Annotated in this window: 18 protein-coding genes, 2 tRNA genes and 3 rRNA genes; 15 read left to right on the top strand and 8 right to left on the bottom strand. The window is 70.4% G+C overall.

Annotated elements, in window-relative coordinates:
• The first annotated feature begins 617 nt into the window (after positions 1–617).
• From CITRIK5_RS00320 to treZ, 4 genes are all read left to right on the top strand, one after another.
• Positions 618–2,140, top strand: a 16S ribosomal RNA gene (locus CITRIK5_RS00320).
• A gap of 436 nt (positions 2,141–2,576) precedes the next feature.
• A 23S ribosomal RNA gene (locus CITRIK5_RS00325) occupies positions 2,577–5,668 on the top strand.
• Between the two features lie 192 nt (positions 5,669–5,860).
• Positions 5,861–5,977 (top strand): 5S ribosomal RNA (gene rrf, locus CITRIK5_RS00330).
• The 16S, 23S and 5S rRNA genes sit together here, the layout of an rRNA operon.
• A gap of 50 nt (positions 5,978–6,027) precedes the next feature.
• Positions 6,028–7,998 carry a malto-oligosyltrehalose trehalohydrolase gene (gene treZ, locus CITRIK5_RS00335; protein WP_159832853.1) on the top strand — a complete coding sequence of 657 codons (1,971 nt, stop codon included), beginning with the start codon at positions 6,028–6,030 and terminating at the stop codon, positions 7,996–7,998.
• A 13-nt stretch (positions 7,999–8,011) separates the two neighbouring features.
• On the opposite strand, the gene CITRIK5_RS00340 is transcribed toward treZ, so the two are convergent.
• Positions 8,012–9,313 carry a DUF4032 domain-containing protein gene (locus CITRIK5_RS00340; RefSeq protein WP_036315928.1) on the bottom strand — a complete coding sequence of 434 codons (1,302 nt, stop codon included), beginning with the start codon at positions 9,311–9,313 and terminating at the stop codon, positions 8,012–8,014.
• Positions 9,314–9,420: 107 nt separating this feature from the next.
• On the opposite strand from CITRIK5_RS00340, the gene CITRIK5_RS00345 reads away from it, so the two are divergent.
• The 5 genes from CITRIK5_RS00345 (at position 9,421) to CITRIK5_RS00365 (ending at position 14,577) form a co-directional block, all read left to right on the top strand.
• Entirely contained in the window at positions 9,421–10,293 is an 873-nt protein-coding gene (locus tag CITRIK5_RS00345; protein ID WP_036315925.1) for a thioredoxin domain-containing protein, read from the top strand.
• A gap of 119 nt (positions 10,294–10,412) precedes the next feature.
• A tRNA-Thr gene (locus tag CITRIK5_RS00350) sits at positions 10,413–10,489 on the top strand.
• A 276-nt stretch (positions 10,490–10,765) separates the two neighbouring features.
• The gene (locus CITRIK5_RS00355) at positions 10,766–12,217 is read left to right on the top strand and encodes a S8 family peptidase (protein ID WP_233569911.1); all 1,452 of its coding nucleotides are present in this window, start codon (positions 10,766–10,768) and stop codon (positions 12,215–12,217) included.
• Between the two features lie 201 nt (positions 12,218–12,418).
• Positions 12,419–12,492, top strand: a tRNA-Val gene (locus CITRIK5_RS00360).
• Between the two features lie 168 nt (positions 12,493–12,660).
• Positions 12,661–14,577, top strand: a complete 1,917-nt coding sequence (locus CITRIK5_RS00365) for a threonine/serine exporter ThrE family protein (protein WP_101967272.1) — start codon at positions 12,661–12,663, stop codon at positions 14,575–14,577.
• A gap of 13 nt (positions 14,578–14,590) precedes the next feature.
• Here the strand turns inward: CITRIK5_RS00365 and CITRIK5_RS00370 are convergent, their stop codons facing one another.
• Entirely contained in the window at positions 14,591–15,268 is a 678-nt protein-coding gene (locus CITRIK5_RS00370) for a uracil-DNA glycosylase (RefSeq protein ID WP_101967273.1), read from the bottom strand.
• 36 nt (positions 15,269–15,304) lie between these two features.
• Here CITRIK5_RS00370 and CITRIK5_RS00375 point away from each other — a divergent pair, with 36 nt between their 5' ends.
• The 3 genes from CITRIK5_RS00375 to groL all read left to right on the top strand — a co-directional run bounded on the left by CITRIK5_RS00375 (position 15,305) and on the right by groL (position 18,603).
• On the top strand, positions 15,305–15,649 hold the full coding sequence (locus CITRIK5_RS00375; protein ID WP_152743975.1) for a DUF3263 domain-containing protein: 345 nt from the start codon (positions 15,305–15,307) through the stop codon (positions 15,647–15,649).
• Positions 15,650–15,652: 3 nt separating this feature from the next.
• Positions 15,653–16,651 carry a LytR C-terminal domain-containing protein gene (locus CITRIK5_RS00380; RefSeq protein ID WP_101967274.1) on the top strand — a complete coding sequence of 333 codons (999 nt, stop codon included), beginning with the start codon at positions 15,653–15,655 and terminating at the stop codon, positions 16,649–16,651.
• A gap of 320 nt (positions 16,652–16,971) precedes the next feature.
• Positions 16,972–18,603 carry a chaperonin GroEL gene (groL, locus tag CITRIK5_RS00385; protein ID WP_036315916.1) on the top strand — a complete coding sequence of 544 codons (1,632 nt, stop codon included), beginning with the start codon at positions 16,972–16,974 and terminating at the stop codon, positions 18,601–18,603.
• Positions 18,604–18,713: 110 nt separating this feature from the next.
• On the opposite strand, the gene CITRIK5_RS00390 is transcribed toward groL, so the two are convergent.
• The 5 genes from CITRIK5_RS00390 to CITRIK5_RS00410 form a co-directional block, all read right to left on the bottom strand.
• Positions 18,714–19,646: a DUF4031 domain-containing protein gene (locus tag CITRIK5_RS00390; protein ID WP_101967275.1), complete on the bottom strand. Its 933-nt coding sequence runs from the start codon at positions 19,644–19,646 to the stop codon at positions 18,714–18,716.
• A gap of 67 nt (positions 19,647–19,713) precedes the next feature.
• On the bottom strand, positions 19,714–20,004 hold the full coding sequence (locus CITRIK5_RS00395) for a WXG100 family type VII secretion target (protein WP_010079419.1): 291 nt from the start codon (positions 20,002–20,004) through the stop codon (positions 19,714–19,716).
• Positions 20,005–20,059: 55 nt separating this feature from the next.
• Complete coding sequence (locus tag CITRIK5_RS00400) at positions 20,060–21,865, bottom strand: HAMP domain-containing sensor histidine kinase (protein ID WP_101967276.1); 1,806 nt, start codon at positions 21,863–21,865, stop codon at positions 20,060–20,062.
• 1 nt (position 21,866) lies between these two features.
• Complete coding sequence (locus CITRIK5_RS00405) at positions 21,867–22,574, bottom strand: response regulator transcription factor (RefSeq protein WP_063190189.1); 708 nt, start codon at positions 22,572–22,574, stop codon at positions 21,867–21,869.
• Positions 22,575–22,652: 78 nt separating this feature from the next.
• A complete protein-coding gene (locus tag CITRIK5_RS00410) occupies positions 22,653–22,916 on the bottom strand; it encodes a hypothetical protein (RefSeq protein ID WP_010079416.1) in 264 nt (87 codons plus the stop codon).
• A gap of 211 nt (positions 22,917–23,127) precedes the next feature.
• On the opposite strand from CITRIK5_RS00410, the gene CITRIK5_RS00415 reads away from it, so the two are divergent.
• Both CITRIK5_RS00415 and CITRIK5_RS00420 read left to right on the top strand, forming a co-directional pair.
• The gene (locus CITRIK5_RS00415) at positions 23,128–23,511 is read left to right on the top strand and encodes a cold-shock protein (protein WP_010079414.1); all 384 of its coding nucleotides are present in this window, start codon (positions 23,128–23,130) and stop codon (positions 23,509–23,511) included.
• Between the two features lie 3 nt (positions 23,512–23,514).
• On the top strand, positions 23,515–24,000 hold the full coding sequence (locus CITRIK5_RS00420) for a DUF3027 domain-containing protein (RefSeq protein WP_101967277.1): 486 nt from the start codon (positions 23,515–23,517) through the stop codon (positions 23,998–24,000).
• 91 nt (positions 24,001–24,091) lie between these two features.
• Here the strand turns inward: CITRIK5_RS00420 and serC are convergent, their stop codons facing one another.
• On the bottom strand, positions 24,092–25,219 hold the full coding sequence (gene serC, locus CITRIK5_RS00425) for a phosphoserine transaminase (protein ID WP_020628348.1): 1,128 nt from the start codon (positions 25,217–25,219) through the stop codon (positions 24,092–24,094).
• A gap of 128 nt (positions 25,220–25,347) precedes the next feature.
• Here serC and CITRIK5_RS00430 point away from each other — a divergent pair, with 128 nt between their 5' ends.
• Positions 25,348–26,070, top strand: a complete 723-nt coding sequence (locus CITRIK5_RS00430; protein WP_020628347.1) for a metal-dependent transcriptional regulator — start codon at positions 25,348–25,350, stop codon at positions 26,068–26,070.
• The last annotated feature ends 89 nt before the right edge of the window (positions 26,071–26,159 follow it).

The following is a 26,159-nucleotide window of genomic DNA, read 5'->3' on the forward strand; positions in this document are numbered from 1 at the left end:
CCCCTGATTTTGTGTTCGGTGGGGTTCGTGTGTAGAGTTCCATCTCGTGCTCAAGACGCCGACCGGGTGACCGGGAGGCGGGGTGAAGAACACAGAATCCGCGGATTCATGCCGAGAATGGCAGGTCCAGGGCGGGTGGTGCTCACCGGGTGCGCGGCCGGCAGTGATGCGGGTCGGGATTCCTGAAGAAGATGATCTGGTTTGACAGCCGGGAATCATGTGGTAAGGTTTTCAAGGCCTTCCACGTGGATGGTCCGGTGAGTGTCTGGCCCCGCGGAAGCGGAGTTGACATTGTCGGATCGCGTGGTAAGGTTTTCTAGCCCGGCCATGTGAACGGACGGTGAATGCTTCGGACACGGAGTTGACACGGTCGAAACGGATGGTCTAGGATGGAGAAGTTGCTCCAGAGCGAAACGGCCCGCGGAGCGGGTCGCTGAAGCTGGAAGCGCCTGTTGTTTGAGAACTCAATAGTGTGCCAAGTTTGTTGATGCCAATTGTTTTAACACATATTGGTTGATCATCGCCTGCCACCCCCGTGGTGTGGTGATGGTCTGCTAGGTATTGAATGGATGTCGTGGTGGTTATTTCCGGCTGCCACGGTGTTGTTCTGTAATTTTTTTACGGAGAGTTTGATCCTGGCTCAGGATGAACGCTGGCGGCGTGCTTAACACATGCAAGTCGAACGATGAAGCCCAGCTTGCTGGGTGGATTAGTGGCGAACGGGTGAGTAACACGTGAGTAACCTGCCCTTAACTCTGGGATAAGCCTGGGAAACTGGGTCTAATACCGGATAGGAGCGCCTACCGCATGGTGGGTGTTGGAAAGATTTATCGGTTTTGGATGGACTCGCGGCCTATCAGCTTGTTGGTGAGGTAATGGCTCACCAAGGCGACGACGGGTAGCCGGCCTGAGAGGGTGACCGGCCACACTGGGACTGAGACACGGCCCAGACTCCTACGGGAGGCAGCAGTGGGGAATATTGCACAATGGGCGCAAGCCTGATGCAGCGACGCCGCGTGAGGGATGACGGCCTTCGGGTTGTAAACCTCTTTCAGTAGGGAAGAAGCGAAAGTGACGGTACCTGCAGAAGAAGCACCGGCTAACTACGTGCCAGCAGCCGCGGTAATACGTAGGGTGCGAGCGTTATCCGGAATTATTGGGCGTAAAGAGCTCGTAGGCGGTTTGTCGCGTCTGTCGTGAAAGTCCGGGGCTTAACCCCGGATCTGCGGTGGGTACGGGCAGACTAGAGTGCAGTAGGGGAGACTGGAATTCCTGGTGTAGCGGTGGAATGCGCAGATATCAGGAGGAACACCGATGGCGAAGGCAGGTCTCTGGGCTGTAACTGACGCTGAGGAGCGAAAGCATGGGGAGCGAACAGGATTAGATACCCTGGTAGTCCATGCCGTAAACGTTGGGCACTAGGTGTGGGGACCATTCCACGGTTTCCGCGCCGCAGCTAACGCATTAAGTGCCCCGCCTGGGGAGTACGGCCGCAAGGCTAAAACTCAAAGGAATTGACGGGGGCCCGCACAAGCGGCGGAGCATGCGGATTAATTCGATGCAACGCGAAGAACCTTACCAAGGCTTGACATGTTCTCGATCGCCGTAGAGATACGGTTTCCCCTTTGGGGCGGGTTCACAGGTGGTGCATGGTTGTCGTCAGCTCGTGTCGTGAGATGTTGGGTTAAGTCCCGCAACGAGCGCAACCCTCGTTCCATGTTGCCAGCACGTCGTGGTGGGGACTCATGGGAGACTGCCGGGGTCAACTCGGAGGAAGGTGAGGACGACGTCAAATCATCATGCCCCTTATGTCTTGGGCTTCACGCATGCTACAATGGCCGGTACAATGGGTTGCGATACTGTGAGGTGGAGCTAATCCCAAAAAGCCGGTCTCAGTTCGGATTGGGGTCTGCAACTCGACCCCATGAAGTCGGAGTCGCTAGTAATCGCAGATCAGCAACGCTGCGGTGAATACGTTCCCGGGCCTTGTACACACCGCCCGTCAAGTCACGAAAGTTGGTAACACCCGAAGCCGGTGGCCTAACCCTTGTGGGGGGAGCCGTCGAAGGTGGGACCAGCGATTGGGACTAAGTCGTAACAAGGTAGCCGTACCGGAAGGTGCGGCTGGATCACCTCCTTTCTAAGGAGCATTAGTGCCCGTTGCATCACCGCGTGTGTGATGGCGGGTTGCTCATGGGTGGAACATCAATGAATGGTGCCAGTGGTGGTGCCGGCAGTGCTCGAGTACGTCATGCCTTTGCGGGTGTGGTTGGAATGGGTGGTGTTGGTGGCTGCGAGCTGGTGTTGGCACACTGTTGGGTCCTGGAACAGCAGGCACCCTGGCCTTGGGGTTGGGGTTGTTGTTTCTGGTCTCCGTATCTTGTGAAGCTGGCCTTGTGGGTTGGTGGATGGGGTGTGGGTTGTTGTTTGAGAACTGCATAGTGGACGCGAGCATCTTATTTTTTTGTTGCTGCATCGTTGATCGCACTGTTCCCCCTGGGGTGGTGTGTGAGGTGTGGTGATGCCGAGAATGACATCTTAGTTAGATATTGCTCATTTGAGGACTTTCATTGTGTGTGAAAGTTTCCAAGGGCGCATGGTGGATGCCTTGGCAACAGGAGCCGAAGAAGGACGTGGGAATCTGCGATAAGCCTGGTGGAGTCGATAACCGGACGTTGAGACCAGGATTTCCGAATGGGGAAACCCCGCATGACGTGTCGTGTGACCCCCGGTTGAACACATAGACCGGGTGGAGGGAACGTGGGGAAGTGAAACATCTCAGTACCCACAGGAAGAGAAAACAAAAGTGATTCCGTTAGTAGTGGCGAGCGAACGCGGATGGGGCTAAACCGTATGTGTGTGATACCCGGCAGGGGTTGCATGTGCGGTGTTGTGGGCCCCTCCTTGTCATGTCTGCCGGCATGGCGCAGTGAGGTGCGGGCATATAGACGAACCAGTGTGGATGCTGGACCGTAGAGGGTGAGAGTCCCGTAGTCGAAATGTGTTCCGCCGCTGTTGGAGGGTTGCCCGAGTAGCACGGGGCCCGAGGAATCCCGTGTGAATCTGCCAGGACCACCTGGTAAGCCTGAATACTACCTGTTGACCGATAGCGGATCAGTACCGTGAGGGAATGGTGAAAAGTACCCCGGGAGGGGAGTGAAATAGTACCTGAAACCATGTGCCTACAAACCGTTGGAGCCTCCTTGTGGGGTGACAGCGTGCCTTTTGAAGAATGAGCCTGCGAGTTAGTGATACGTGGCGAGGTTAACCCGTGTGGGGAAGCCGTAGCGAAAGCGAGTCTGAATAGGGCGATTGAGTCGCGTGTCCTAGACCCGAAGCGGAGTGATCTACCCATGGCCAGGTTGAAGCGCGTGTAAGAGCGCGTGGAGGACCGAACCCACTTCAGTTGAAAATGGAGGGGATGAGCTGTGGGTAGGGGTGAAAGGCCAATCAAACTCCGTGATAGCTGGTTCTCCCCGAAATGCATTTAGGTGCAGCGTCACGTGTTTCTTCCCGGAGGTAGAGCTACTGGATGGACGATGGGCCCTACAAGGTTACTGACTTCAGCCAAACTCCGAATGCCGGGAAGTGAGAGCGTGGCAGTGAGACTGTGGGGGATAAGCTTCATAGTCGAGAGGGAAACAGCCCAGACCACCGGTTAAGGCCCCTAAGCGTGTGCTAAGTGGGAAAGGATGTGGAGTTGCTGAGACAACCAGGAGGTTGGCTTAGAAGCAGCCACCCTTGAAAGAGTGCGTAATAGCTCACTGGTCAAGTGATTCCGCGCCGACAATGTAGCGGGGCTCAAGTACACCGCCGAAACCGTGGCATTCAGTTTTGCTGGATGGGTAGGGGAGCGTCGTTCACGAGGTGAAGCCAGCGGGTAACTTCTGGTGGATTGTGGACGAGTGAGAATGCAGGCATGAGTAGCGAAAGACGGGTGAGAAACCCGTCCGCCGGATGACTAAGGGTTCCAGGGTCAAGCTAATCTGCCCTGGGTAAGTCGGGACCTAAGGCGAGGCCGACAGGCGTAGTCGATGGACAACGGGTTGATATTCCCGTACCAGTGAAGAACCGTCCATGCTGAGCCGGTGATACTAACCGCCCGAACCATCCCGAACCCCGTCTTTGACGGGGACGGTGGTGGGGAGCGCGGGACCTGAACCGGGGAGGCAAGCGCATTAACAGGTGTGACGCAGGAAGGTAGCCGGGCCGGGCAATGGAAATGACCTGGTCTAAGGGTGTAGGGCTGCCGGTAGGTAAATCCGCCGGCTGTATGCCTGAGACCTGATGGGCGCCCACATGGTGGGTGATCCGGTGATCCTATGCTGCCTAGAAAAGCATCGGCGCGAGGTTCAAACTGCCCGTACCCTAAACCGACACAGGTGGTCAGGTAGAGAATACTAAGGCGATCGAGAGAATCATGGTTAAGGAACTCGGCAAAATGCCCCCGTAACTTCGGGAGAAGGGGGGCCCCAACCTTGAGCACCACGTGCTGGTGTGAGGGGATCGGGGCCGCAGAGACCAGGGGGAAGCGACTGTTTATCAAAAACACAGGTCCATGCGAAGTCGTAAGACGATGTATATGGACTGACTCCTGCCCGGTGCTGGAAGGTTAAGGGGACCCGTTAGCTTCGGCGAAGCGGAGAACTTAAGCCCCAGTAAACGGCGGTGGTAACTATAACCATCCTAAGGTAGCGAAATTCCTTGTCGGGTAAGTTCCGACCTGCACGAATGGAGTAACGACTTCCCCGCTGTCTCAACCATGAACTCGGCGAAATTGCATTACGAGTAAAGATGCTCGTTACGCGCAGAAGGACGGAAAGACCCCGTGACCTTTACTATAGTTTGGTATTGGTATTCGGTGTGACTTGTGTAGGATAGGTGGGAGACTGTGAAGCGGGCACGCCAGTGTTCGTGGAGTCGCCGTTGAAATACCACTCTGGTCACTCTGGATATCTAACTTCGGCCCGTGATCCGGGTCAGGGACAGTGCCTGATGGGTAGTTTAACTGGGGCGGTTGCCTCCCAAAATGTAACGGAGGCGCCCAAAGGTTCCCTCAGCCTGGTTGGCAATCAGGTGTCGAGTGCAAGTGCACAAGGGAGCTTGACTGTGAGAGTGGCAGCTCGAGCAGGGACGAAAGTCGGGACTAGTGATCCGGCGGCTCGTTGTGGAACGGCCGTCGCTCAACGGATAAAAGGTACCTCGGGGATAACAGGCTGATCTTGCCCAAGAGTCCATATCGACGGCATGGTTTGGCACCTCGATGTCGGCTCGTCGCATCCTGGGGCTGGAGTAGGTCCCAAGGGTTGGGCTGTTCGCCCATTAAAGCGGTACGCGAGCTGGGTTCAGAACGTCGTGAGACAGTTCGGTCCCTATCCTCTGCGCGCGTTGGAAATTTGAGAAGGTCTGTCCTTAGTACGAGAGGACCGGGACGGACGAACCTCTGGTATGTCAGTTGTACCGCCAGGTGCATGGCTGATTAGCTACGTTCGGGATGGATAACCGCTGAAAGCATCTAAGCGGGAAGCCGGCTTCGAGATGAGATTTCCTTGCCCCTTTGAGGGTGTGAGGCCCCCAGCTAGAACACTGGGTTGATAGGCTGGATGTGGAAGCGAGGACTGAAGACTCGTGAAGCTGACCAGTACTAATAGGCCGATGACTTACACACACTCTTATCCTATTGCTTGCTTCAAGGTGATGGGTTGGTGTTCGCGTCCACTGTGCGGTTGTCTGATTGCAACCGGCTGTCTGCTTGTTGGTGGGTGGTTGAGGTGTTTTGAATTGAATAGTGTCACTGTTGTGTGACCCGTAGGTTTCCCTGCTGTTGCCCGTGTTGAGGGTGGTGGTGTGGGGTTAGGGTTACGGCGGTCATAGCGTGGGGGAAACGCCCGGTTCCATTCCGAACCCGGAAGCTAAGGCCCACAGCGCCGATGGTACTGCAGCCGGGAGGTTGTGGGAGAGTAGGTCGCCGCCGGACATTCTTTGAGGGAGGGCCTCGCACTGCTCAGGCGTCTCGTGGGCTCGGAGATGTGTATCAGGGACAGCCTGCACCCGATCGGCTCCGACCCCGTGGACCCCGCCGCGGCCGAGCGGGCCGCCGTCGACGCCGCGCGCGCCATCCCCTACGCCGTCTGGGCGCCGCACGCCGAGAGCGTCGACCTCGTCCTCGTCGACACCGAGCCCGGCGCCCTGCACGACGCCGAGGACCGCTGGCCCGTCGCCGCCGTCGTGGCCATGGCCCCCGCCGCCGGAGGCTGGTGGACGCCCACGGAGGACCCGCTGGCCGCCCTTGGCCTCGACGCCGCCCAGCCGCCGGCCGACCCCGGCTACGGCTACCGCGTGGACGGGGCGGACCCCGTGCCGGACCCCCGCTCCCGCCGCCAGCCCGACACGGTCCACGGGCCCTCCCGCCGCGACGTCGCCGGCCGCGTCTTCGCGTGGCCGGACGAGGGCTGGGCCGGGCCGCCCGGGGTGGAGTCCGATCCGGCCGCGCCCCAGGGCGGCGGCCTGCGCGGCGCCGTCCTCTACGAGCTGCACGTGGGGACCTTCACGGCGGAGGGGACCCTCGACGCCGCCATCGCCCGCCTGCCGCACCTGAGGGACCTCGGGGTCACCCACGTCGAGCTGCTGCCCGTGAACTCCTTCTCCGGCCCTCGGAACTGGGGCTACGACGGGGTGGCGTGGTTCGCCGTCGACGAGTCCTACGGCGGCCCCGCCGCCTACCGCCGCTTCGTGGCCGCCGCCCACGCCGCCGGCCTCGGCGTGGTCCAGGACGTCGTGCACAACCACCTGGGCCCCTCCGGCAACTACCTGCAGGTGTTCGGGCCGTATCTGGGTCAGGGCGGCACCGGCTGGGGCGACGGCCTGAACCTGGACGGCGCCGACTCGGACGAGGTGCGCCGGCTCGTCCTGGACAACGTCCGCTTCTGGCTCGAGGAGATGCGCGTGGACGGGCTGCGCCTCGACGCGGTGCACGCCCTGCGGGACGCCCGCGCCGTGCACCTGCTCGAGGAGATGGCCGCGCTCGCGGACGGGATCGCGGCCCGTGCCGGCCGACCCGTGCCCCTCGTGGCCGAGTCCGACCTCAACGACCCGCGTCTGGTGCTGCCCCGCGAGGCCGGTGGGCTCGGCCTCGCCGCGGCCTGGAACGACGACGTCCACCACGCCCTGCACGTGGCCGCGACGGGGGAGACCCACGGCTACTACGCGGACTTCGCCCCGCTGGAGGCGGTGGCCAAGGTCATGGAGCGCACCTACTTCCACGACGGCACCCGCTCCACCTTCCGCGGCCGCGACCACGGGCGCCCCGTGCCGGACGCCCTCCCCAACCATGCGTGGGTGGCCAGCATCCAGAACCATGACCAGGTGGGCAACCGCGCCGGCGGCGACCGCACCGCGGCCGCCCTGTCCGAGGGCGCGCTCGCGGCCGAGGCCGCCCTGCTGCTGACCGGCCCGCACGTGCCGATGCTCTTCATGGGGGAGGAGTTCGCGGCCTCGACGCCGTGGCCGTTCTTCACCTCGTTCCGCGAGCCCGAGCTCGGGGACGCCGTCCGGCAGGGACGTCGCCGCGAGTTCGCTGCCCACGGCTGGGACCCGGCCGACGTCCCCGACCCGCAGGACTCCGCCACGCGGGACGCGGCGGTGCTGGACTGGGCGGAGGCCGCGGGCGGCGCGGACGGCCACGGCCGCGGGGCGCGCGTGCTCGCCGCCTACCGCACCCTGATCGGCCTGCGCCGCACGCTGCCCCAGCTCACCGACCCTCGCCGCGACCGCGTCCGGGCCGAGGTGGACGCGGCCCGGCGCCACGTGCGCCTCACCCGCGCCGGCGAGGACGCCGACGTCATCCTGCTCGTCGCCCTCGGCGCGGAGCCGCTGCCCGTGCCCGCGGACCTGACGCGGGCCGAGCTCCTCGCCGGCCACGGCGACGACGGCCCCCTCGGCCCCGGCGCGGTGCCGGCGGCGGTCCCGGCCCCCGGCTTCCTGCTCCTGCGCCGCTGAGCCGCGGCCGGCGTCAGTCCGCGTCCGCGGGTGGGACGGCGCGCAGCATGGTGGTCGTGGGGTGCAGCGCCACCGCGTCCTCGTCGCGGCGGGTCCGCAGCACCGTGTCCACGTAGGAGTCCACCGCCTCCTGCAGGGGCACGGCCTGGCCGCGGGCCTCGGAGAGGTACCAGCGGTGCTCGAGGAGCTGGTGCATCACCTCGGCGGGCTCGAGCTTGGCCCGCAGCTCGAGGGGCACCGAGTGGACCACGGGGTCGAACACCTCCACCACCCAGCGGTGCGCCGCGCTCTCGATGTCCATGTACGGGTCCCACTCCCGGCGGGCGGCCTCGATGTCGACGAGCAGCCGCCGGGCCTGGTTCTCCTGGACTTCGAGTCCCGTGAGGCGGGTCAGCCGACGGCGGTGGTAGCCCGCGTGGATCTCGACGGGTCGGGCGATCATCATCCCGGGGGCGTCGGCGGCGCGCAGCGAGTACTCGGCCAGCTCGAAGCCGAGCTCCTGCAGGCGGCGGACGCGGCGGTCCAGGCGCCACGGCTCGGCGCGGGGGAACAGCAGGGGCCCGGTCAGCTCGTCCCACAGCCGGCGGTAGGAGGCCACGAGCAGGTCCGGCGTGGTGACGGGGTCCACCTCCGGGTCCAGCAGCCCGCTGGCCTGCAGGTCCAGCAGCTCGCCGCCCACGTTCACGGCGGCCACGTCCAGGTCGTGCTCGCGCTGCCCGGTGGACAGGCGCTGCCGGAGCTCGCCGGTCTCGGCGTCCACCAGGTGGGCGGCGAACCCGCCCGCGTCGCGCCGGAACAGGACGTTGGACAGGGAGACGTCACCCCAGAAGAACCCCTCGAGGTGCAGCTCCACGAGCAGGGTCGCCAGCGCGTCCATGAGCCGCACGAGGGTGCGGCGCTCGAGGCGCTCCGAGAACACGGCGCGGTACGGCAGGGAGAAGCGCAGGTGCCGGGTGACGAGGGCGGCGGGCAGCGGCGTGCCGTCGTCGTGGGTGCGCCCGGTGACCACGGCCACCGGCACCACCGACGGCGCGGGGCCCCGCTCGAGCCGGCGCAGCAGCCGGTACTCGTGGAACGCGAGCTCCTCCGTGGTCTCCTTCACCGCCACGATGCCCCCGCCCATGCGGGCGAAGCGCACCACGTGACGGGAGATGCCCCGCGGCAGGGCCGCCAGCACCTCACGCGGCCACGTCTCGAGGGGGAGCGCCCAGGGCAGGGCGAGCAGCGACGTCGCCGGGTCCTCGGAGGCGTCCCCCGAGGGGGCCCCCGTGATGGTCAGTCGATCGACGGGGGAGGGGGTCTCGACGGTGTCCATGGTCACGATCCTTCCAGACAGGGCCGCTATGCTCGCCTGGCGCGGCGCGCCCGCTGCCCGCCGGCTCCGGTGCTCGACCCGGACCGACTGCCCCACGAGGAGGACCCTTGGCCCGGAACACGTCAGGCTCGCACACCTCGGCGAAGGACGCCCGTGCGCGTGCCCGCCAGATCCAGGAGGAGCAGCGCAGGAAGGACCGCCGCCGCCGCACCGGCGTCATCTGGGGCTCGGTCCTCGCGGCGGTGCTCGTGATCGGCCTCGTCGTCGCGTTCGTGCTCAACCGCAACGGCGACGACGCCGCGGCCGCCGGCCCCATCCCTGCCGTGACGAACGAGCAGGGCGGCATCGAGTTGACCTCGGCCACGGGCCTGGCGGAGGGCGCGGGAGAACGCGAGGTCGACCCCTCGAGGATCGAGGTGCCGAAGCAGTCCGCGAGCTCCCAGCCCGAGACCCTGCCGGACACCGAGGCCCGGGCGGACGGCGAGCCGACGCGGATCGTGCTCTACGCGGACTTCAACTGCGTGCACTGCGCGGACTTCGAGACCTCCAACGCGGACCAGATCGAGCAGTGGCTCGAACAGGGCGAGGCCACGGTCGAGTACCGGATGGTGGACTACCTGAGCGCCCCGAACAACCAGAACTACTCGGCCCGCGCCGCCAACGCCGCGTACTGCGTGGCGGACCAGAAGCCCGAGGCCTACAACGGCTTCGTGGCCGCCCTGTTCGCCACCTACGACGAGCACCAGGGCAAGGGCCTGGACAACGCGGCGATCACGCAGCTCGCGCAGGAGCACGGCGCGGACATCGCCTCCTGCGTCGAGGACGGCACGTTCCGCTCCGCGGTCGAGCACACCACCCGCCAGGCGCGCGTCGCCGGCGTGGCCGGCACCCCCACCGTGTTCGTGGACGGGAAGAACTGGGCCCTCGACGGCGAGGACAAGACCTTCGCCGATTGGGCGGGCGCCAAGATCGCCGGCTGACCCGGCTGACCCGTCGCCGAGGTCCGCGGGGCGTCCCCACGCAGGGGGCGCCCCGCGCCGTCCGCCCGGGCCTTGTACGCTGAAAGGGCCGGCCGCGGCGCCCCGGGCGCCGGCCGCAGGCCTCCTTAGCTCAGCTGGCCAGAGCAGCTGCCTTGTAAACAGCAGGTCGCCGGTTCGAATCCGGCAGGGGGCTCCACCCCACCGCGGGCCCGACGGCGCCGCGCACCTCCGCCGGGAGGGCGCGGCGCCGTCGTCGTGTCCGGCGCGGGCCGACGCTGGGGCGCCGCTGTGCGCGCCCGTGGCCATCCGCCGGGCTCGGCTGGCGGATCCGCCAGAGATGCCTCGACCATCCGCCAGACTTCGACCCTGGGCCTCGTCGTGACGGAATCGTGACCTTACCGTGATCCCAGTCACCCCGGCCCGAGCCCCTCGGGCACCCGCGTCCGGTGGCCCAGAACTCCGAGGAGATCCCGTGCAGTCCTCCCCACTCCGCAGCACCCGCCGCCGCATCGGCGCCCTCGTGGCCGGCGCCGTCCTCGCCGGCGGGACCCTGACCTCGTCCCCCGCGCTCGCGGCCCCCTCCGGCGACGCCCCCGCCGCACCGGCAGCCACCCCGACCGCCGCCTCGCCCCTGGCGGCGGCGCAGGTCGAGGACCCGAACGCCGACGGCTACGACTCCTTCATCGTCACCTACAAGGAGACCGCCGCCACCGCCCACGCGAAGGGCCGAGCCAACGCCTGGGGCAAGGCCGCGAAGGAGGCCGGCGTCTCCGTGAAGGAGCTGCGTGAGACCGCGCTCGGCTCCCGCGTGATCAAGGCGGACCGCAAGCTGGACCAGGCCGAGTCCGCGAAGTTCATGGCCGACCTGAAGGCCTCCGGGGCGGTCGAGGCCGTGGAGCCGGACGCCATCCTCACCGCCACCGGCCTGAGTCCCGTGGACGCCCTCTACTCGCAGCAGTGGGGCTTCACCGGCACCCACGGCATGCGGGTCCCCGGTGCGTGGGACCGCACGACGGGCTCCGGTGCGACCGTGGCCGTCATCGACACCGGCATCACCTCCCACCCGGACCTCGACCGCAACGTCGTGCCCGGCTACGACTTCATCTCCGACGGCAGGGCGGCGCGCGACGGCGGGGGCCGCGACTCCAACCCGCGCGACGAGGGCGACTGGTACGCCGCTGGCGAGTGCGGCACCGCCGGTGCCTCCGACTCCTCGTGGCACGGCACCCACGTGGCGGGCACCGTCGCGGCCGTGGCCGACTCCCAGGGTGTCGTCGGCGTGGCCCCGAACGCGAAGATCCAGCCCATCCGCGTGCTCGGCAAGTGCGGCGGTTCGCTGTCCGACATCGCCGACGCGGTCGTGTGGGCCGCCGGCGGCACCGTGGCGGGCGTGCCGGCCAACCCGAACCCGGCGGACGTCATCAACATGTCCCTCGGCGGCTCCGGCACGTGCGGCACCACCTACCAGAACGCGATCAACGCGGCCGTCTCCCGCGGCGTGCCCGTCGTCGTGGCGGCGGGCAACGAGAACCAGCCCGCCGCCAACGTGCGCCCGGCCAACTGCCGGAACACCATCGTGGTGGCCGCCTCCACCTCGCAGGGCGCCCGCGCCTCGTTCTCGAACTACGGCTCCGCCGTGGACGTGACCGCCCCGGGCGCGAACATCATCTCGACCGTGAACAACGGCGCCACCACCCCGACGACGGCCGGCCACGCCGCCTACAACGGCACCTCGATGGCCACCCCGCACGTCGCGGGCCTGGCCGCCCTGCTGCTGGCCGAGCGGCCGAGCCTCACCCCGGCCCAGGTCGAGTCCACCCTCACGTCCACGGCCCGGTCCATGCCCGTGTCCTGCTCCGCGGGCTGCGGCGCCGGCCTGGCGGACGCCACCAGGGCGGTCTCCTCCCTCGGCGGCAGCTCCTGACCGGAGCCCGCCCCGGGCGCCGGGACCTCGTTGGTCGCCCAGGGCGGCGTCGAGCCCGGCGCCACGCTGACCGACGCCTTGACGTGCTCGTCGGCTCTCGACGGCCGCTCCGCCGTGCGCGGGGCGGCCGTCGCCCGGGTGGACAGGCGGCGCCGCCTGAGGTATCGTTCTTCGAGTTGTCACCCCCATGGGGCGACGCCCGGATCTTTAGCTCAGTTGGTTAGAGCGTTCGCTTCACACGCGAGAGGTCGCTGGTTCGAGTCCAGTAAGATCCACCGCAGCAGGGCCCTCCTCCGGGAGGGCCCTTTCGCGTCCCCGGGCCGCGGTGCCGACGGCCCCGGCGGGGGAGGTGCCGGCGTGGTTGGATGGACGCGTCGGCGGGGGGCTCGGCCCACCGCCGTGGCGCGTCCAGCGCCCGCACACGGAAGGAGAGGGTGAGCCGCATGGAGCAGGAGGGCACCCAGGAGCCGGCGCGGTTCGACCCCCGCATCGCGGAGCCCCCGGCCGTCCCCACGCTCATCCCCGTGCTGCGCCCGGCCGGCGCCGAGGACGCCGCCGCTGTCGGCGACCTCACGCTCGACCCGGAGGACCCCGGCCTGCTCGACCTCGACCCGGCGGAGTCGGCCCACCCGGCCGCGGTCGCCGTCGAGCCGACGGAGCCGCTGCCGCCCGTGGTCCGCCCCGCCGCCGCCGATCCGGTCTCGACGCCGGCGCCGGAGCCGGAGGAATCGGCCGAGCCGGAGGCGGAGACGCTGCCGGAGCCGGCCGCGGACGCGCCCCTGACCGAGCCGCCGCCGTCCGAGCAGGTGCCCACCTCCGTCCTGGCGCCCGCGGAGGCCGACGGCGCCCTGCCCGCCCCGGATGTGATCCCCGAGCCGGACGTCACCGTCCCGGACCCGGTGGTCCCCGTGGGCCCGCCCGAGAAGCGCGGGCGTCGGCGCGGCCGGCGCTCCCGCGAGGTCTTCGTCGAGAACCTGCCGACGCAGGCGCTCGTGCTGGCCGACCGCCTGCACTCCTCGCCGTACGGGCGCCGCATGCGCTCCACGCTGCAGCAGCGCCGCGCGGAGGCGCAGGCCCTCGAGGCCCGCACCACCCTGGACTTCGCGCTCAAGCTGGGCGAGACGATGTTCAGCTTCGGCGCGGCCTCGCTGGACGTGGAGACCTCGATCATCGTGGCCACGCAGGCCTACGGGATCCTCGAGACCGAGGTGGACCTGACCAACCAGTCCATCTCCCTGAACTACGCGCCCGACTCCTCACGCGGTGAGACCCCGTTCACCCTCCAGCGGGTGGTCCGCTCGTCCTCGGTGAACTTCGAGGGGCTCGTGGCCGTCCACCGGCTCGTCGAGGAGATCGCCGCGGGCGAGGTGGACCGGGCCGAGGCCCAGCGCCGGCTCGTGGAGATCCGGCATCAGCCCAAGCCGTTCCCCGCCGTCTTCGAGGTCCTCTTCTCCGGCGTGTTCGTGGCCTGCTTCGTGCCGTTCATCGGGGGGACCTGGACGAGCGCGGCCCTGGGCATGGTCTCCACCTGGCTGGTCTTCTGGCTCAAGGTCCAGGCGGACAAGGCGCGCTTCCCGGAGATCTTCTCCACGATGTTCGGGGCGATCACGGCCACGGTGATCGCGCTGATGGCCCACGCCCTCGACCTGCCGGTCAACCCGGCGCTGGTGATCGCCGGCGGCATCATGATGCTCCTGCCCACGGCGAGGTTCGTCACCGCGGTGCAGGACGCCATCCACGGCTTCCCGGTGACCGCCGCGGGCCGCTTCCTCTCCGCGCTGCTCGTGTTCGCCGGCGTGATGGCCGGGATCATGATCGCCGTGGGCATCGGGGATCTCCTGGGATTCGAACAGCTGGACCTGGCCGAGGCGGGGACGCTGAGCTATCCGCCGCTGCTGCTGCTGGGCCTCGTGATGGCCGCGGGCATGGCGGACGCGGTGGTGGAGCAGTCGCGGTGGCCCCAGATCCTGGCCTGCGGTCTCGTGTCCGGGGCCGGCTTCGGCGCGTACCTGGCGGCGCAGCAGATCGGGGTCAGCGACCGGCTGGTGCCCGCGGTCGCCGCGGCGGCGGTCGGGTTCCTCGGCCGCCTGGTGGCCCAGCGGCTCGCAGCCCCGGCGCTCGTGATCGTCCTGCCGTCCATGCTGTTCCTGCTTCCCGGACTCACCATGTTCCGGTCCGTCTACGGGTTCACCGTGGAGACCGGGGCCACGCTGCTGGGCGTCGAGGGACTGTTCAACGCCGCGGTCATCGTCGTGGCGATCGCGGCCGGCGTCGCCTTCGGCAACACCCTGGCCAAGCCGATCACCGACCGGATGGGCACGCTGCTGCCCACCGAACTCGTGATGCACCAGCGCCGCTGACCGGCGGCTCGGCTCAGTCGGGCAGGCGCCAGTCCACCGGCGCCGCGCCGGCCGCCTCGAGGAGCCGGTTCACCCGGCTGAAGGGCCGGGAGCCGAAGAACCCGCGGTGGGCGCTCAGGGGAGAGGGATGCGGGGACTCCACGACGCCGGCCCCCGCCGCCGCCAGCAGCGGCGCCATGCGCCGCGCGTCGGCTCCCCACAGCAGCCCCACGAGCGGGGTGCCGCGCGCGCAGAGGGCCCGCACCGCGGCCTCCGTGATCTGCTCCCAGCCGAGGCCGCGGTGGCTGCCGGGTGCGCCGGCCCGCACGCTGAGGGCGCGGTTCAGCAGCAGCACGCCCTGGTCCGTCCACGCGGAGAGGTCGCCGTGGGCGGGCGGGGTGATGCCGAGGTCGTCGTGCAGCTCCCGGTGGATGTTGGCCAGGGAGCGGGGCAGCGGCCGCACGTGGCGGTCCACCGCGAAGCTCAGGCCGATCGGATGGCCCGGCGTCGGGTAGGGGTCCTGGCCCAGCACGAGGACGCGGACGTCCGCGAACGGCTGACGGAACGCCCGCAGGATGTGCTCCGGCGCCGGCAGCACCTGCTCTCCGGCCGCCCGGCGGGCACGCAGGGCCTCGCCGACCTGCTCGAACGCGGCGGCCTGCGGGGCGAGGGCCGCCTCCCAGCCCGGATCCAGGGGCGCGATGAACTCCATGCCCCGAGAGTAGACCGGGTGGGTACAGTGGCCGCCATGTCCCACCCCACGCCCGTCTCGCCCGATCCGGCCCCGGACGAGGGTGCCCGCGCGCGGGCGCGACGGGACGAGCTGACGGACCTGGAGCGTGCGGTCCTGGACCTGGAGGCCGCCACCTGGCGGTACGGCGGGGCCAAGGACCACGCCGTCCGAGAGCGTCTGGGGCTGCCTCCGACCGCCTATTATCAGGTGTTGAACGGATTGCTGGACCGTGAGGCCGCCCTGGCCTACCGACCCCTGCTGGTCACGCGGCTGCTGCGCAAGCGCGGCACCCGCAGCCGGGCCCGGAGGGGACCCGCGGATCCGGCGCCGTCCACGCCCGCTTCCCGCCAGGAGAACTGACCCATGGCCTACCAGCCCGACCGCTTCGACGAGGTCCCCGAGTACACGGACCAGCGCGGCGCGCACCGCGAGTCCTTCGCCGCTGCCGGCGCGACCGCCGCGGGCGGGGGTCGCCGCCTGAGCCCGCTGCTCTGGGTGGCCGGCCTCGTCCTGCTCGCCGGCCTGTTCGTGGGCGTCGTCCTGCCGTGGCTCACCGGCGACCGCTCCGAGCCCGTCGCCGCCGAGAGCTCGACGACGGCCCCGGCGGTCGAGCCGTCGCCGTCGACGTCGACGTCGGCGTCGTCCGAGTCCTCCTCGGCGTCCTCCGCGTCGGCGTCGACTGCATCCGCGACCGAGTCCGCCACCCCGTCCGAGGACACGGCGGAGGCGTCCCGTTCCGCGGCTGCGGCCGCGGCTGAGTCCTCGCGGGTGGCGCAGGAGGCGGCCGCCGCAGAAGCCGCCGAGTCGTCCCGGGCCGCCGAGTCGTCCCGTGCCGCCGCGGAGGCCGCTGAGTCGTCCCGTGCCGCCGCCGAGGCACAGGCGGCGGAGGCCTCGCGTTCCGAGGCCGCCGCGCAGTCCGCAGAGGCGTCCCGGTCGGCGGCGGCCGTCCAGGCGGCGGAGTCCTCGCGCGCCGCCGCGTCCCGTTCGGCCGCCGCGGCGGAGGCCTCGCGCTCGCAGTCCGCGGCCGCGTCGAGCTCCCGTGCGGCCGCGCAGTCTGCGGCCGCGTCGAGCTCTCGTGCGGCCGCGCAGTCCGCGGCCGTGCGCGGCACCCACGTCACCGTGTACAACGCGACCCGCTCCCAGGGCCTCGCCGCCTCCTACGCGCAGCGGCTCACGAGCGCCGGCTACACCTCGGTGGACGCGAAGAACTGGAGCGGCTACGGCATCCAGTCCTCCACCGTCCTGTACAACGGCTCGGCCAACAAGGCCGCCGCCGAGGCGGTCGGCAAGGAGCTCGGCTTCCCGGTCATGCAGACCCCGAACCTGCAGGTGAACGGCGTCGCGGTGGTCGTCACCGGCTGACCCGCCCGCCGTGCGGCCGTGCCGGACGCGCACCCTTCCCGGCCCCCCGGCGGGGCGCCTCCCGAGGCGTTCTGCCGGGGGCCGTCCGCCGTCCGCGGAAGAGCGGGCTCCCGCACCGCGGACCCTTTGCACTCTCCCGGTGCGAGTGCTCATAATGGGGTTAGCACTCCGAAGGCGCGACTGCCAGCCGTACCCCGGTCGGTCCGGCGCCGTGGAGGAGGACCTGTCCACCGATGAGGCCCCCAGGGGCCGTCCGTCGCGGGCATCGGCGCGGGTCAGCCACCAGAAGTAGGAAGCCGACGTCCAGAAAGGACCTGCACATGGCCAAGACCATCGCATTCGACGAAGAGGCCCGCCGCGGCCTGGAGAAGGGCCTGAACACCCTGGCCGACGCCGTGAAGGTGACCCTCGGCCCCCGCGGCCGCAACGTGGTGCTGGAGAAGAAGTGGGGCGCCCCCACCATCACCAACGACGGCGTCTCCATCGCCAAGGAGATCGAGCTCGAGGACCCGTACGAGAAGATCGGCGCGGAGCTCGTCAAGGAGGTCGCCAAGAAGACCGACGACGTCGCCGGCGACGGCACCACCACCGCCACCGTGCTGGCCCAGGCGCTGGTCCGCGAGGGCCTGCGCAACGTGGCCGCGGGCGCCGACCCGCTGTCCCTGAAGCGCGGCATCGAGAAGGCCGTGGAGGCCGTCACCTCCGAGCTGCTCTCCGCCTCCCGCGAGATCGAGACCAAGGACCAGATCGCGGCCACCGCCTCGATCTCCGCCGCGGACAAGCAGATCGGCTCCCTCATCGCCGAGGCCCTGGACAAGGTCGGCAAGGAGGGCGTCATCACCGTCGAGGAGTCCAACACCTTCGGCCTCGAGCTCGAGCTCACCGAGGGCATGCGCTTCGACAAGGGCTACATCTCCGGTTACTTCGTGACCGACGCGGACCGCCAGGAGGCCGTCCTCGAGGATCCCTACATCCTCATCGTCAACTCGAAGATCTCCTCCGTGAAGGACATGGTGGCGATCCTCGAGAAGGTCATGCAGTCGGGCAAGCCGCTGCTGATCATCGCCGAAGACGTCGAGGGCGAGGCCCTGGCCACCCTCGTGGTCAACAAGATCCGCGGCACCTTCAAGTCCGTGGCCGTGAAGGCCCCGGGCTTCGGTGACCGCCGCAAGGCCATGCTCGCCGACATCGCCATCCTCACCGGCGGCCAGGTCATCTCCTCCGAGGTGGGCCTGTCCCTGGAGAACGCGACCCTCGACCTGCTGGGCACCGCCCGCAAGGTGGTCGTCACCAAGGACGAGACCACCATCGTGGAGGGTGGCGGCGACGCCGAGCAGATCGCCGGCCGCGTGGCCCAGATCCGCTCCGAGATCGAGAACACCGACTCGGACTACGATCGCGAGAAGCTGCAGGAGCGCCTCGCCAAGCTGGCCGGCGGCGTGGCCGTCATCAAGGCCGGCGCGGCCACCGAGGTGGAGCTCAAGGAGCGTAAGCACCGCATCGAGGACGCCGTGCGCAACGCCAAGGCCGCCGTGGAGGAGGGCATCGTCGCCGGCGGCGGCGTGGCCCTGATCCAGGCCGGCGCCAAGGCGTTCGGCGGCCTGCAGCTCGAGGGCGACGAGGCCACCGGCGCGAACATCGTGAAGGTCGCCATCGAGGCCCCGCTGAAGCAGATCGCCTTCAACGCCGGCCTGGAGCCCGGCGTCGTGGCGGACAAGGTCAAGACCCTCGACGACGGTCACGGCCTGAACGCCGCCACCGGCGAGTACGAGGACCTGCTGGCCGCCGGCATCAACGACCCGGTGAAGGTGACCCGCTCGGCCCTGCAGAACGCCGCGTCCATCGCGGGCCTGTTCCTGACCACCGAGGCCGTCGTCGCGGACAAGCCCGAGAAGGCCGCCGCCGGCGCCGAGGGCATGGACCCGATGGGCGGCATGGGCGGCATGATGTGATCAGCCGCTGAGCCGGCCCGGCCCGTTCGGGCGCCCAGCCAGCGAGGCCCGTCTCCCCGTCCGGGGAGGCGGGCCTCGCCGCGTCCGGGGCCGGCACCGGGGCGCCCCGCTCAGGCCGACAGCGCGGCTCGTTCCGCCGCCAGGTTGCGGCGGGCGGCGGCCTCCCAGCGCGTTCGGCCGGGCGCGGTCCGATACAGCCGCTCGGCGTCCAGCAGGGCGTCCAGCACCGCGCCGCGACCGCGGGCCCAGTCCGCGTCGGACACGTGCGCGTAGTCCTGCCGGACCGCGGCCACGTAGCGGGCGTAGGCCTCGGGGGAGCGGCCGAGGACCTCGAGGTCCGCGTCCGAGAGCACCGCCCCGGCCGCGTCGTGCGGGGCGGGGTCGTGGGCGGCGGTGAGCAACACGAGGCGCGCCACCTCGTCGACGACGTCGGCCGGCACCGCCAGCCGCGGGTCGGTGAGCACGTCCCGGGCCAGGGCGGCCGAGTCCGCCTCGTCCTGGCCGGCGGGCGCGGCGGGGTCCCCGACGTAGACGGCGTCGTGGAACCACGCGGCCAGGCGGACCGCACGCGGATCCGGCCCGGCCTTCGCCCCCGCCCGCTCGAGCAGGTCCACGGACTCGAGCACCGCGAGCAGGTGGGCCGGGTCGTGGTAGTGCCGATGCGGCTCCGTCCAGCGGGCCAGCAGGTCGCGTCCCGCCGTCGTCACCGCGTCCGGGCTCGCCGCCGTGCCCTCGAACAGCCGCGCCCAGCGCCGGGCGAGGACGACGTCGCGCTTCTCGGCGCGGCTCCGGGCGGGCACGCGCAGCCCCGAGGCGGCGAGGCGGCGCACCAGCTCCCGTCCGGTGACGGGCACCGCCCCGCGGGCCACGAGCTCGGCGCGTCGGTGCGCGGGCACGTCGTAGTGGTCCCGGTCGAAGGCCCGCTCCGAGAGCCCCGCCGCCCGCGCGAACGCGTGGAGCTCCTCGAGGGAGGCGTCGGAGACGAGGTGGGAGAACACGGTGCCGTGGGCGGGCCACGCGGGCGGGTCGATCAGGACGGTCATGCCCCCACTCTAGGAAGCACGGACCGGGGCGCGGCCGGCCGGCCGCACCCCGGACCGTTCCGGGCGCTCAGAACCGGAACATCGCGGCGTTGGCGGTCTCCGCGTCCTGGTACTGGGTGGCGGCGGCGTCCATCGCGCGGCGGATGCCCGCCAGGGACTCCTCCACGCGCTGCTGGGTGGCGCGCCACTCGGTGAGCACACCCTGGAAGTTCGCGGCCGCCTGGCCGCGCCAGGTGTCCTGCAGCTGGCGCAGGTTGGCCTCCATGGTGCTCACCTCCGCCTGGAGGCGGCCGATGGAGCCCTCCACCGCCCCGCTCTTGGCCCGCAGGTCCTCGACGTCGATCTGCACGATGCTCATGTGACTGTCCCCTCTGATGAGTGCTGATGGGCGGCGGGTGCCGCCGGGCACCACGCTAGGGACGCGCGTCGCGCCCGGCCGCCGGGTCGTCCCCGCCTGGGGACGGGGCGTCGGCCTGAGGCGCCTGTGCAGGAGCAGACACCCGGCGGCGGCGCTCGGCCGAGGCGCGACGGAACCGCTCCGCCGCCCGCAGCAGGCGGCTGCGCCGGGCGGCGTCCGCGGCGCTGGCGCCGGCGCCCGACGGCGCGGTCTGGGCGAGAGGGCCGGTGGGTGGGCCGGCCGCGTCGTCGTCGGTGTCCCGTGCGGACGGGCGCTCGTCCTCGACGTCCTCGTCCGCCTCGTCCTCGAACGGCGCCCACGGCAGGTGGACGGAGAAGGTGGCGCCGCCGCCCTCGGTCTCCAGCAGCCGGACGGAGCCGCCGTGCTGGGCCACGATCGCCGCGACGATGGCCAGGCCGAGCCCCGTGCCGCCCGTCTCGCGGTGCCGGGAGGTGTCCGCGCGGTAGAACCGCTCGAAGATGCGGGCGCGGTCCTCCTCGGACACGCCCGGCCCGTGGTCACGGATCTCGATCACGGAGCTGCGGCCCGCGCCGTCCGCCCCGGCCTGGCCGCCGAGGTGGTCGACGGTGCCGACCGCGATCTCGATGGGGGTGCCGGCGGGGGTGTAGCGCAGGGCGTTGGCCATGAGGTTCACCACCACCTGGCGCATCCGGTTCTCGTCGCCGAGGATGGGCGCCGGGGCCGCCCGGTCGCCGTCGGGGCCCACGAGGGTGACCTTGCGGTCCGGGGCGTTCACGGAGGCGTCCATCATGGAGTCCATCGCGAGGATGAGCAGGTCCACCGGGGCGTGCTCGAGGGGGCGCTGCTCGTCGAGGCGGGCCAGGGTGAGCAGGTCCTCCACGAGGCGGGTCATGCGGGTGGCCTCGGACTCGATGCGCTGCATGGCGGCGGCGACGTCCTCCTCCTCGCGCAGCCCGCCGTGCCGGTACAGCTCGGAGAACCCGCGGATGGTGACCAGGGGGGTGCGCAGCTCGTGGGAGGCGTCCTGCACGAATCGGCGCATCTTGTCCTCGGAGATCTCCTTGTCCCGGAACGCGGACTCGATGTGCGCGAGCATCGCGTTGAGAGAGCGGGAGAGCCGGCCCACCTCGGTGTCGGGCGCCGCGCTCTCCACGCGCTGGCTCAGGTCGCCGGCGGCGATCTTGGCGGCGGTGCGCTCCACGCGGTTCAGGGTGCGGAACGCGCGCTGGACCGCCAGGTTGGCCACGATCACGGTGCCCGCCGTCGCGAGCAGGCCGATGGTCACGACGATCGAGGTGACGCGCTCGACGGAGGAGGTCACGCTCTGCAGGGGAAGGGCCACGGCCATGGTGCCGTCGCCGCTGCTGAGCCCGTACAGCTGCACGCGCCAGCCGCTCGAGTCCGGCTGTGTGCCGGGCACCTCGAAGGAGGCGGAGCCGCGCTCAAGGGCCTCGGCCGGGGTGATGTCCGGCAGGGCCGGCTCGTCCGCACCCGGCATCACCGGGGTCTGGACGACCCGCGCGCCCTCGTTGTCCCACACGACGCCGTAGAAGCGCAGGATGGGCAGCTGCGGCATGTAGTACTCGCCGGTCTGGGCGACGTTGGCCAGGTACATCGAGACGGTGTCCCGGTTGGCGGCCATGTCCTCGTCCAGCTGGCGCACCGCCTCCTGGCGGAACAGCGCAGCGGTCGCCAGGGCGGTGACGGCGACCAGGGCCAGCATGAGCGCCGCGATCATCACGACCAGCTTGGTGCGCAGGGACTGCCCCTGCCACGTGCCCCTCAGCCAGGCGCGCGGATGGCGGACGTGGGCCGCCGCGGCGTCGAGCCGCGCACGCACGTCAGCGCTTGTCCGCGGTGCGGAGCATGTAGCCGACGCCGCGCTTGGTGTGGATCATCTTCTCGCGGCCGCCGACGTCGATCTTGCGGCGCAGGTAGGAGATGTAGGACTCGACGATCGAGGCGTCCCCGTTGAAGTCGTACTCCCACACGTGGTCCAGGATCTGGGCCTTCGAGAGCACCCGGTTCGGGTTCATCATGAGGTAGCGCAGCAGCTTGAACTCGGTGGGGGAGAGGTCCACGACCTCGCCGCCGCGGCGGACCTCGTGCGCGTCGTCGTCGAGCTCGAGGTCGTCCACGCGCAGCACCGCCGCGTCGTCGTCGAGGGAGGCAGTGCGGCGCAGCACGGCGCGGATGCGGGCGACCACCTCGTCGAGGGAGAACGGCTTGGTCACGTAGTCGTCGCCGCCGACCGTCAGGCCGGTGATCTTGTCCTCGGTGCCGTCCCGCGCGGTGAGGAACACGACGGGGAAGTGACGGCCGGCGGAGCGCAGGCGGCGGGTCACGGTGAAGCCGTCCATGTCCGGGAGCATCACGTCCAGCACGGCCAGGTCCGGCTGGAACTCCTCGGCGGCGTCCAGGGCCTCCCGGCCGTTGGCCGCGGCCGTGACCTCGAAGCCGGCGTAGCGCAGGGATGTGGAGAGCAGCTCGCGGATGTTGGGCTCGTCGTCCACCACCAGGAGGCGTGCTTCGGGGTTCTGAGGCTGCATGGGACCCAGTCAACCGCTCCGACCTGGGAGCACCCTGAAAGGGCGCTGGATGTCGCGGGGCGTCGTCGGCCCGGCGGCTCAGGGGCGCGAGCGCCGGACGGCACCCAGCACGACGTGCAGCAGCATCAGGCCGAAGCCGACGGGCAGGCCGAACAGCGCGAGCGCGAACAGCGCCGGGGACGCCGGCCACGCCAGGAAGTACGCGACCAGCAGGACCACCAGGGCCAGAGCGGACACCGCCGTCACGGCCACGCCCAGCACCAGGACGACGCCACGACCGCCCCGGTGATCGGCGGGGTCGGCGGCGGGCGCGGAGGCGGGGAGGGTGGAGGTCCGAGGCATGCCTGCCACTCTAGTCGGGCTATCCTGGGAGGTCATTGACGACCACGTCCTCCGCCGTCCCCTCCGGGCGCACGGCCAGGCTGGTCCCACCGATGCCGCGGCGCACCGCCACGCCGGTGCCGGACCCCGCCGACCCGAGACGAGAGCACGGCCGCCCCTGCGGCGCCGGCCCGACGCGGTGGACCCACATGACGAGGAGCAGGTGACGCACATGCCCACCGGACGCATCAAGTTCTACGACTCGACCAAGGGCTTCGGGTTCGCCCAGACGGACGAGGGTGAGGAGGTCCACGTGCCCGCCTCGGCCCTGCCGGCCGGGGTGACCGAGCTGCGCGGAGGCACCCGCGTGGAGTTCGGCGTGGCCGAGGGCCGCCGCGGCAAGCAGGCGCTCTCGCTGCGCGTGCTCGACGCCGCGCCCTCGGTGGTCCGCAACCACCGACCCGGCGCCACCGAGATGGCCGTCCTCATGGAGGACCTCATCACGTGGCTGGACCAGGCCTCCAACGGCCTGCGCCGCGGCCGCTACCCCCAGCGCGCCCAGGCGCAGAAGATGGCGCAGGTGCTGCGCCGTGTCGCCGACGACCTGGAGGCCTGAGCCATGACCACCCACGACGACGCCCCGCGCGTCGACCACCGGAGCCCCGACGCCGAGCCCGCGCCCGCCGAGGAGAGGACGGCCGCGCCGCCCGCGCGTCGCCGGGCCCCGCGCCGCGACGAGCTGCTCGCCGCCGCCGTGGACGCCGCCCGCGCGGGGCTGGCCGGGCTGGCCGCCCCGGACGAGGTGGGGGAGCACGTGGACGTGCTCGTGGACGACGACCGGCTCCTGACGCACCGCTTCGCGTGCCGCATGCCCGGCTACGCGGGCTGGCTCTGGTACGTGACGATCGCCCGGGCCCCACGCGCCAAGCAGGTCACCGTGTGCGAGACCGGCCTCATGGCGGGGGAGGGTGCGCTCGTGGCGCCCCCGTGGGTGCCGTACGCCGAGCGCGTGAACGAGGAGGAGCGCGAGCGGCTCAAGGCCGTGGCCGAGGGCCGTGTGCCCGGCGCCCCGGCGCCTGAGACCGCGCCGGACGACCGCGGCTGAGACGGCGCGCCCCGGCTGACCCGCCGGGGCGGACACGCAACGGGCCCGCGGTGGAGTCCCCCGCGGGCCCGTGTCCCCGTCCGGGGACGGCTCAGGCCAGGCGCTCGACCACGTGGTCGATGCAGCGCAGCAGCGCCGCGACGTCCTCGGGCTCGGTCGCGGCGAAGGTCGCGATCCGCAGCTGGTTCCGGCCGAGCTTGCGATAGGGCTCCACGTCCACCACGCCGTTCGCGCGCAGGGCCTGGGCGACCGCCGCCGCGTCGACGTCGTCGGAGAAGTCGACGGTGCAGACCACGGCGGAGCGGTCCTCGGACCGGGCCACAAAGGGCGTGGCGAACGACGACGCCTCGGCCCACGCGTACACGCGCGAGGAGGAGTCGGCGGTGCGGGCGGTCATCGCGTCCAGCCCGCCCTGACCGTTCATCCAGCGCAGCTGCGCGTCCAGCATGACGAGCGTGGCCAGCGCGGGCGTGTTGTAGGTCTGGTCCTTGAGGGAGTTCTCCACGGCCGTGGCCAGGTCCAGGAACGCCGGGATCCAGCGGCCGGACTCCTTGATCTCCGCGACCCGCGCCAGGGCCCGCGGGGAGAACAGCGCGAGCCACAGACCGCCGTCGGACGCGAAGTTCTTCTGCGGCGCGAAGTAGTACACGTCCGCCTCGGACACGTCCACCGGCAGGCCGCCCGCGGCCGAGGTGGCGTCGACGACGACCAGCGCGTCCTCGTCGATGCCCGCGGGGCGGACGACGGGCGCCATCACGCCGGTGGAGGTCTCGTTGTGCGGCCACGCGTACACGTCGACCCCGGCCACGGCCTCCGGCTCGGGGCGGGTGCCCGGCTCGGAGGTGCGGATGTCCGACGGCGCCAGGAACGGCGCCTGGTCGGTGGCCTTGGCGAACTTCGAGCCGAACTCGCCGAAGCTCAGATGCTGGGCGCGCTCGCGGACCAGGCTGAAGGCGGCCGCGTCCCAGAACGCGGTGGAGCCGCCGACGCCGAGGATCACCTCGTAGCCCTCCGGCGCCGAGAACAGCTCGGCGACGCCCGACCGGACGCTCGCCACCAGGTCCTTGACCGGCTTCTGACGGTGCGACGTGCCGAGCAGCCCGGCTGCGTCCTGGAGCGCGCTCAGCTGCTCGGGGCGGACCTTGGAGGGGCCGGCGCCGAAGCGGCCGTCGGCCGGCAGCAGGTCCTGGGGGATGGTGATCTCGGCGGGGGAGGTCATGCGTGCTCCTGACGCTTCGGGGTCGCGGGTCGCGCCCATTCTCCCGCGCCCGGGACCACCGGCCGTCCACGTGACTCACGCCTCGCTAGGATGTCCGGGACGAAGAGCCCGAGGGAAGAGGACGTGCCATGACGGATCTGATCGACACCACCGAGATGTACCTGCGCACGATCCTCGAGCTCGAGGAGGAGGGCATCCCCCCGCTGCGCGCCCGCATCGTCGAGCGTCTGGAGCACTCCGGCCCCACCGTCTCCCAGACCGTGGCCCGCATGGAGCGGGACGGGCTGGTGCACGTGGGCGCGGACCGTCGGCTGGAGCTGACCGTGGCGGGCCGCGAGCGGGCCGTGTCCGTGCTGCGCAAGCACCGCCTGGCCGAGCGCCTGCTCGCGGACGTGATCGGCCTCGAGTGGGAGCTCGTCCACGAGGAGGCCTGCCGCTGGGAGCACGTGATGAGCGACCAGGTGGAGCGCCGCCTGCTCACGCTCCTGGAGAACCCCACCGAGACCCCCTACGGCACCCCGATCCCGCCCCGGCCCGAGCAGGCCTCCGCCGAGGACTGGAGCCGCGACATGGGCCTGGCGGGCGCCCGGCTCTCCGAGGAGGCCGCCACCGCCGGCCGGTTCCGCGTCCGCGGGCTGGCCGAGGGCGTGCAGACCGACCCCGAGCTGCTGGCCCAGCTGGCCGGCGCCGGCGTGACCCCCGGCCGTGTGGTGCGTGCCGAGGCCGCCCGCGACGCCGGGTACATCCGGGTCGAGGGCGAGGCGGAGGACGGCGCGGCCGCGGACGGCGGGGCCCTCGAGCTGGCCGAGGCCACGGCCGCGCACGTGTGGGTCGAGCGTCTCGACGGCTGAGGCGCGGCGCGCCGTCGTCGTGCGTGACGGGGGCGTGATGGCCCGGTGACGGGCCGGTGAACCTCTTCCGCCGCCGCAGGCGACACGCG

It is taken from the genome of Micrococcus sp. 116 (assembly GCF_902506395.1).
GTDB classification, from domain to species: Bacteria; Actinomycetota; Actinomycetes; order Actinomycetales; family Micrococcaceae; genus Micrococcus; species Micrococcus luteus.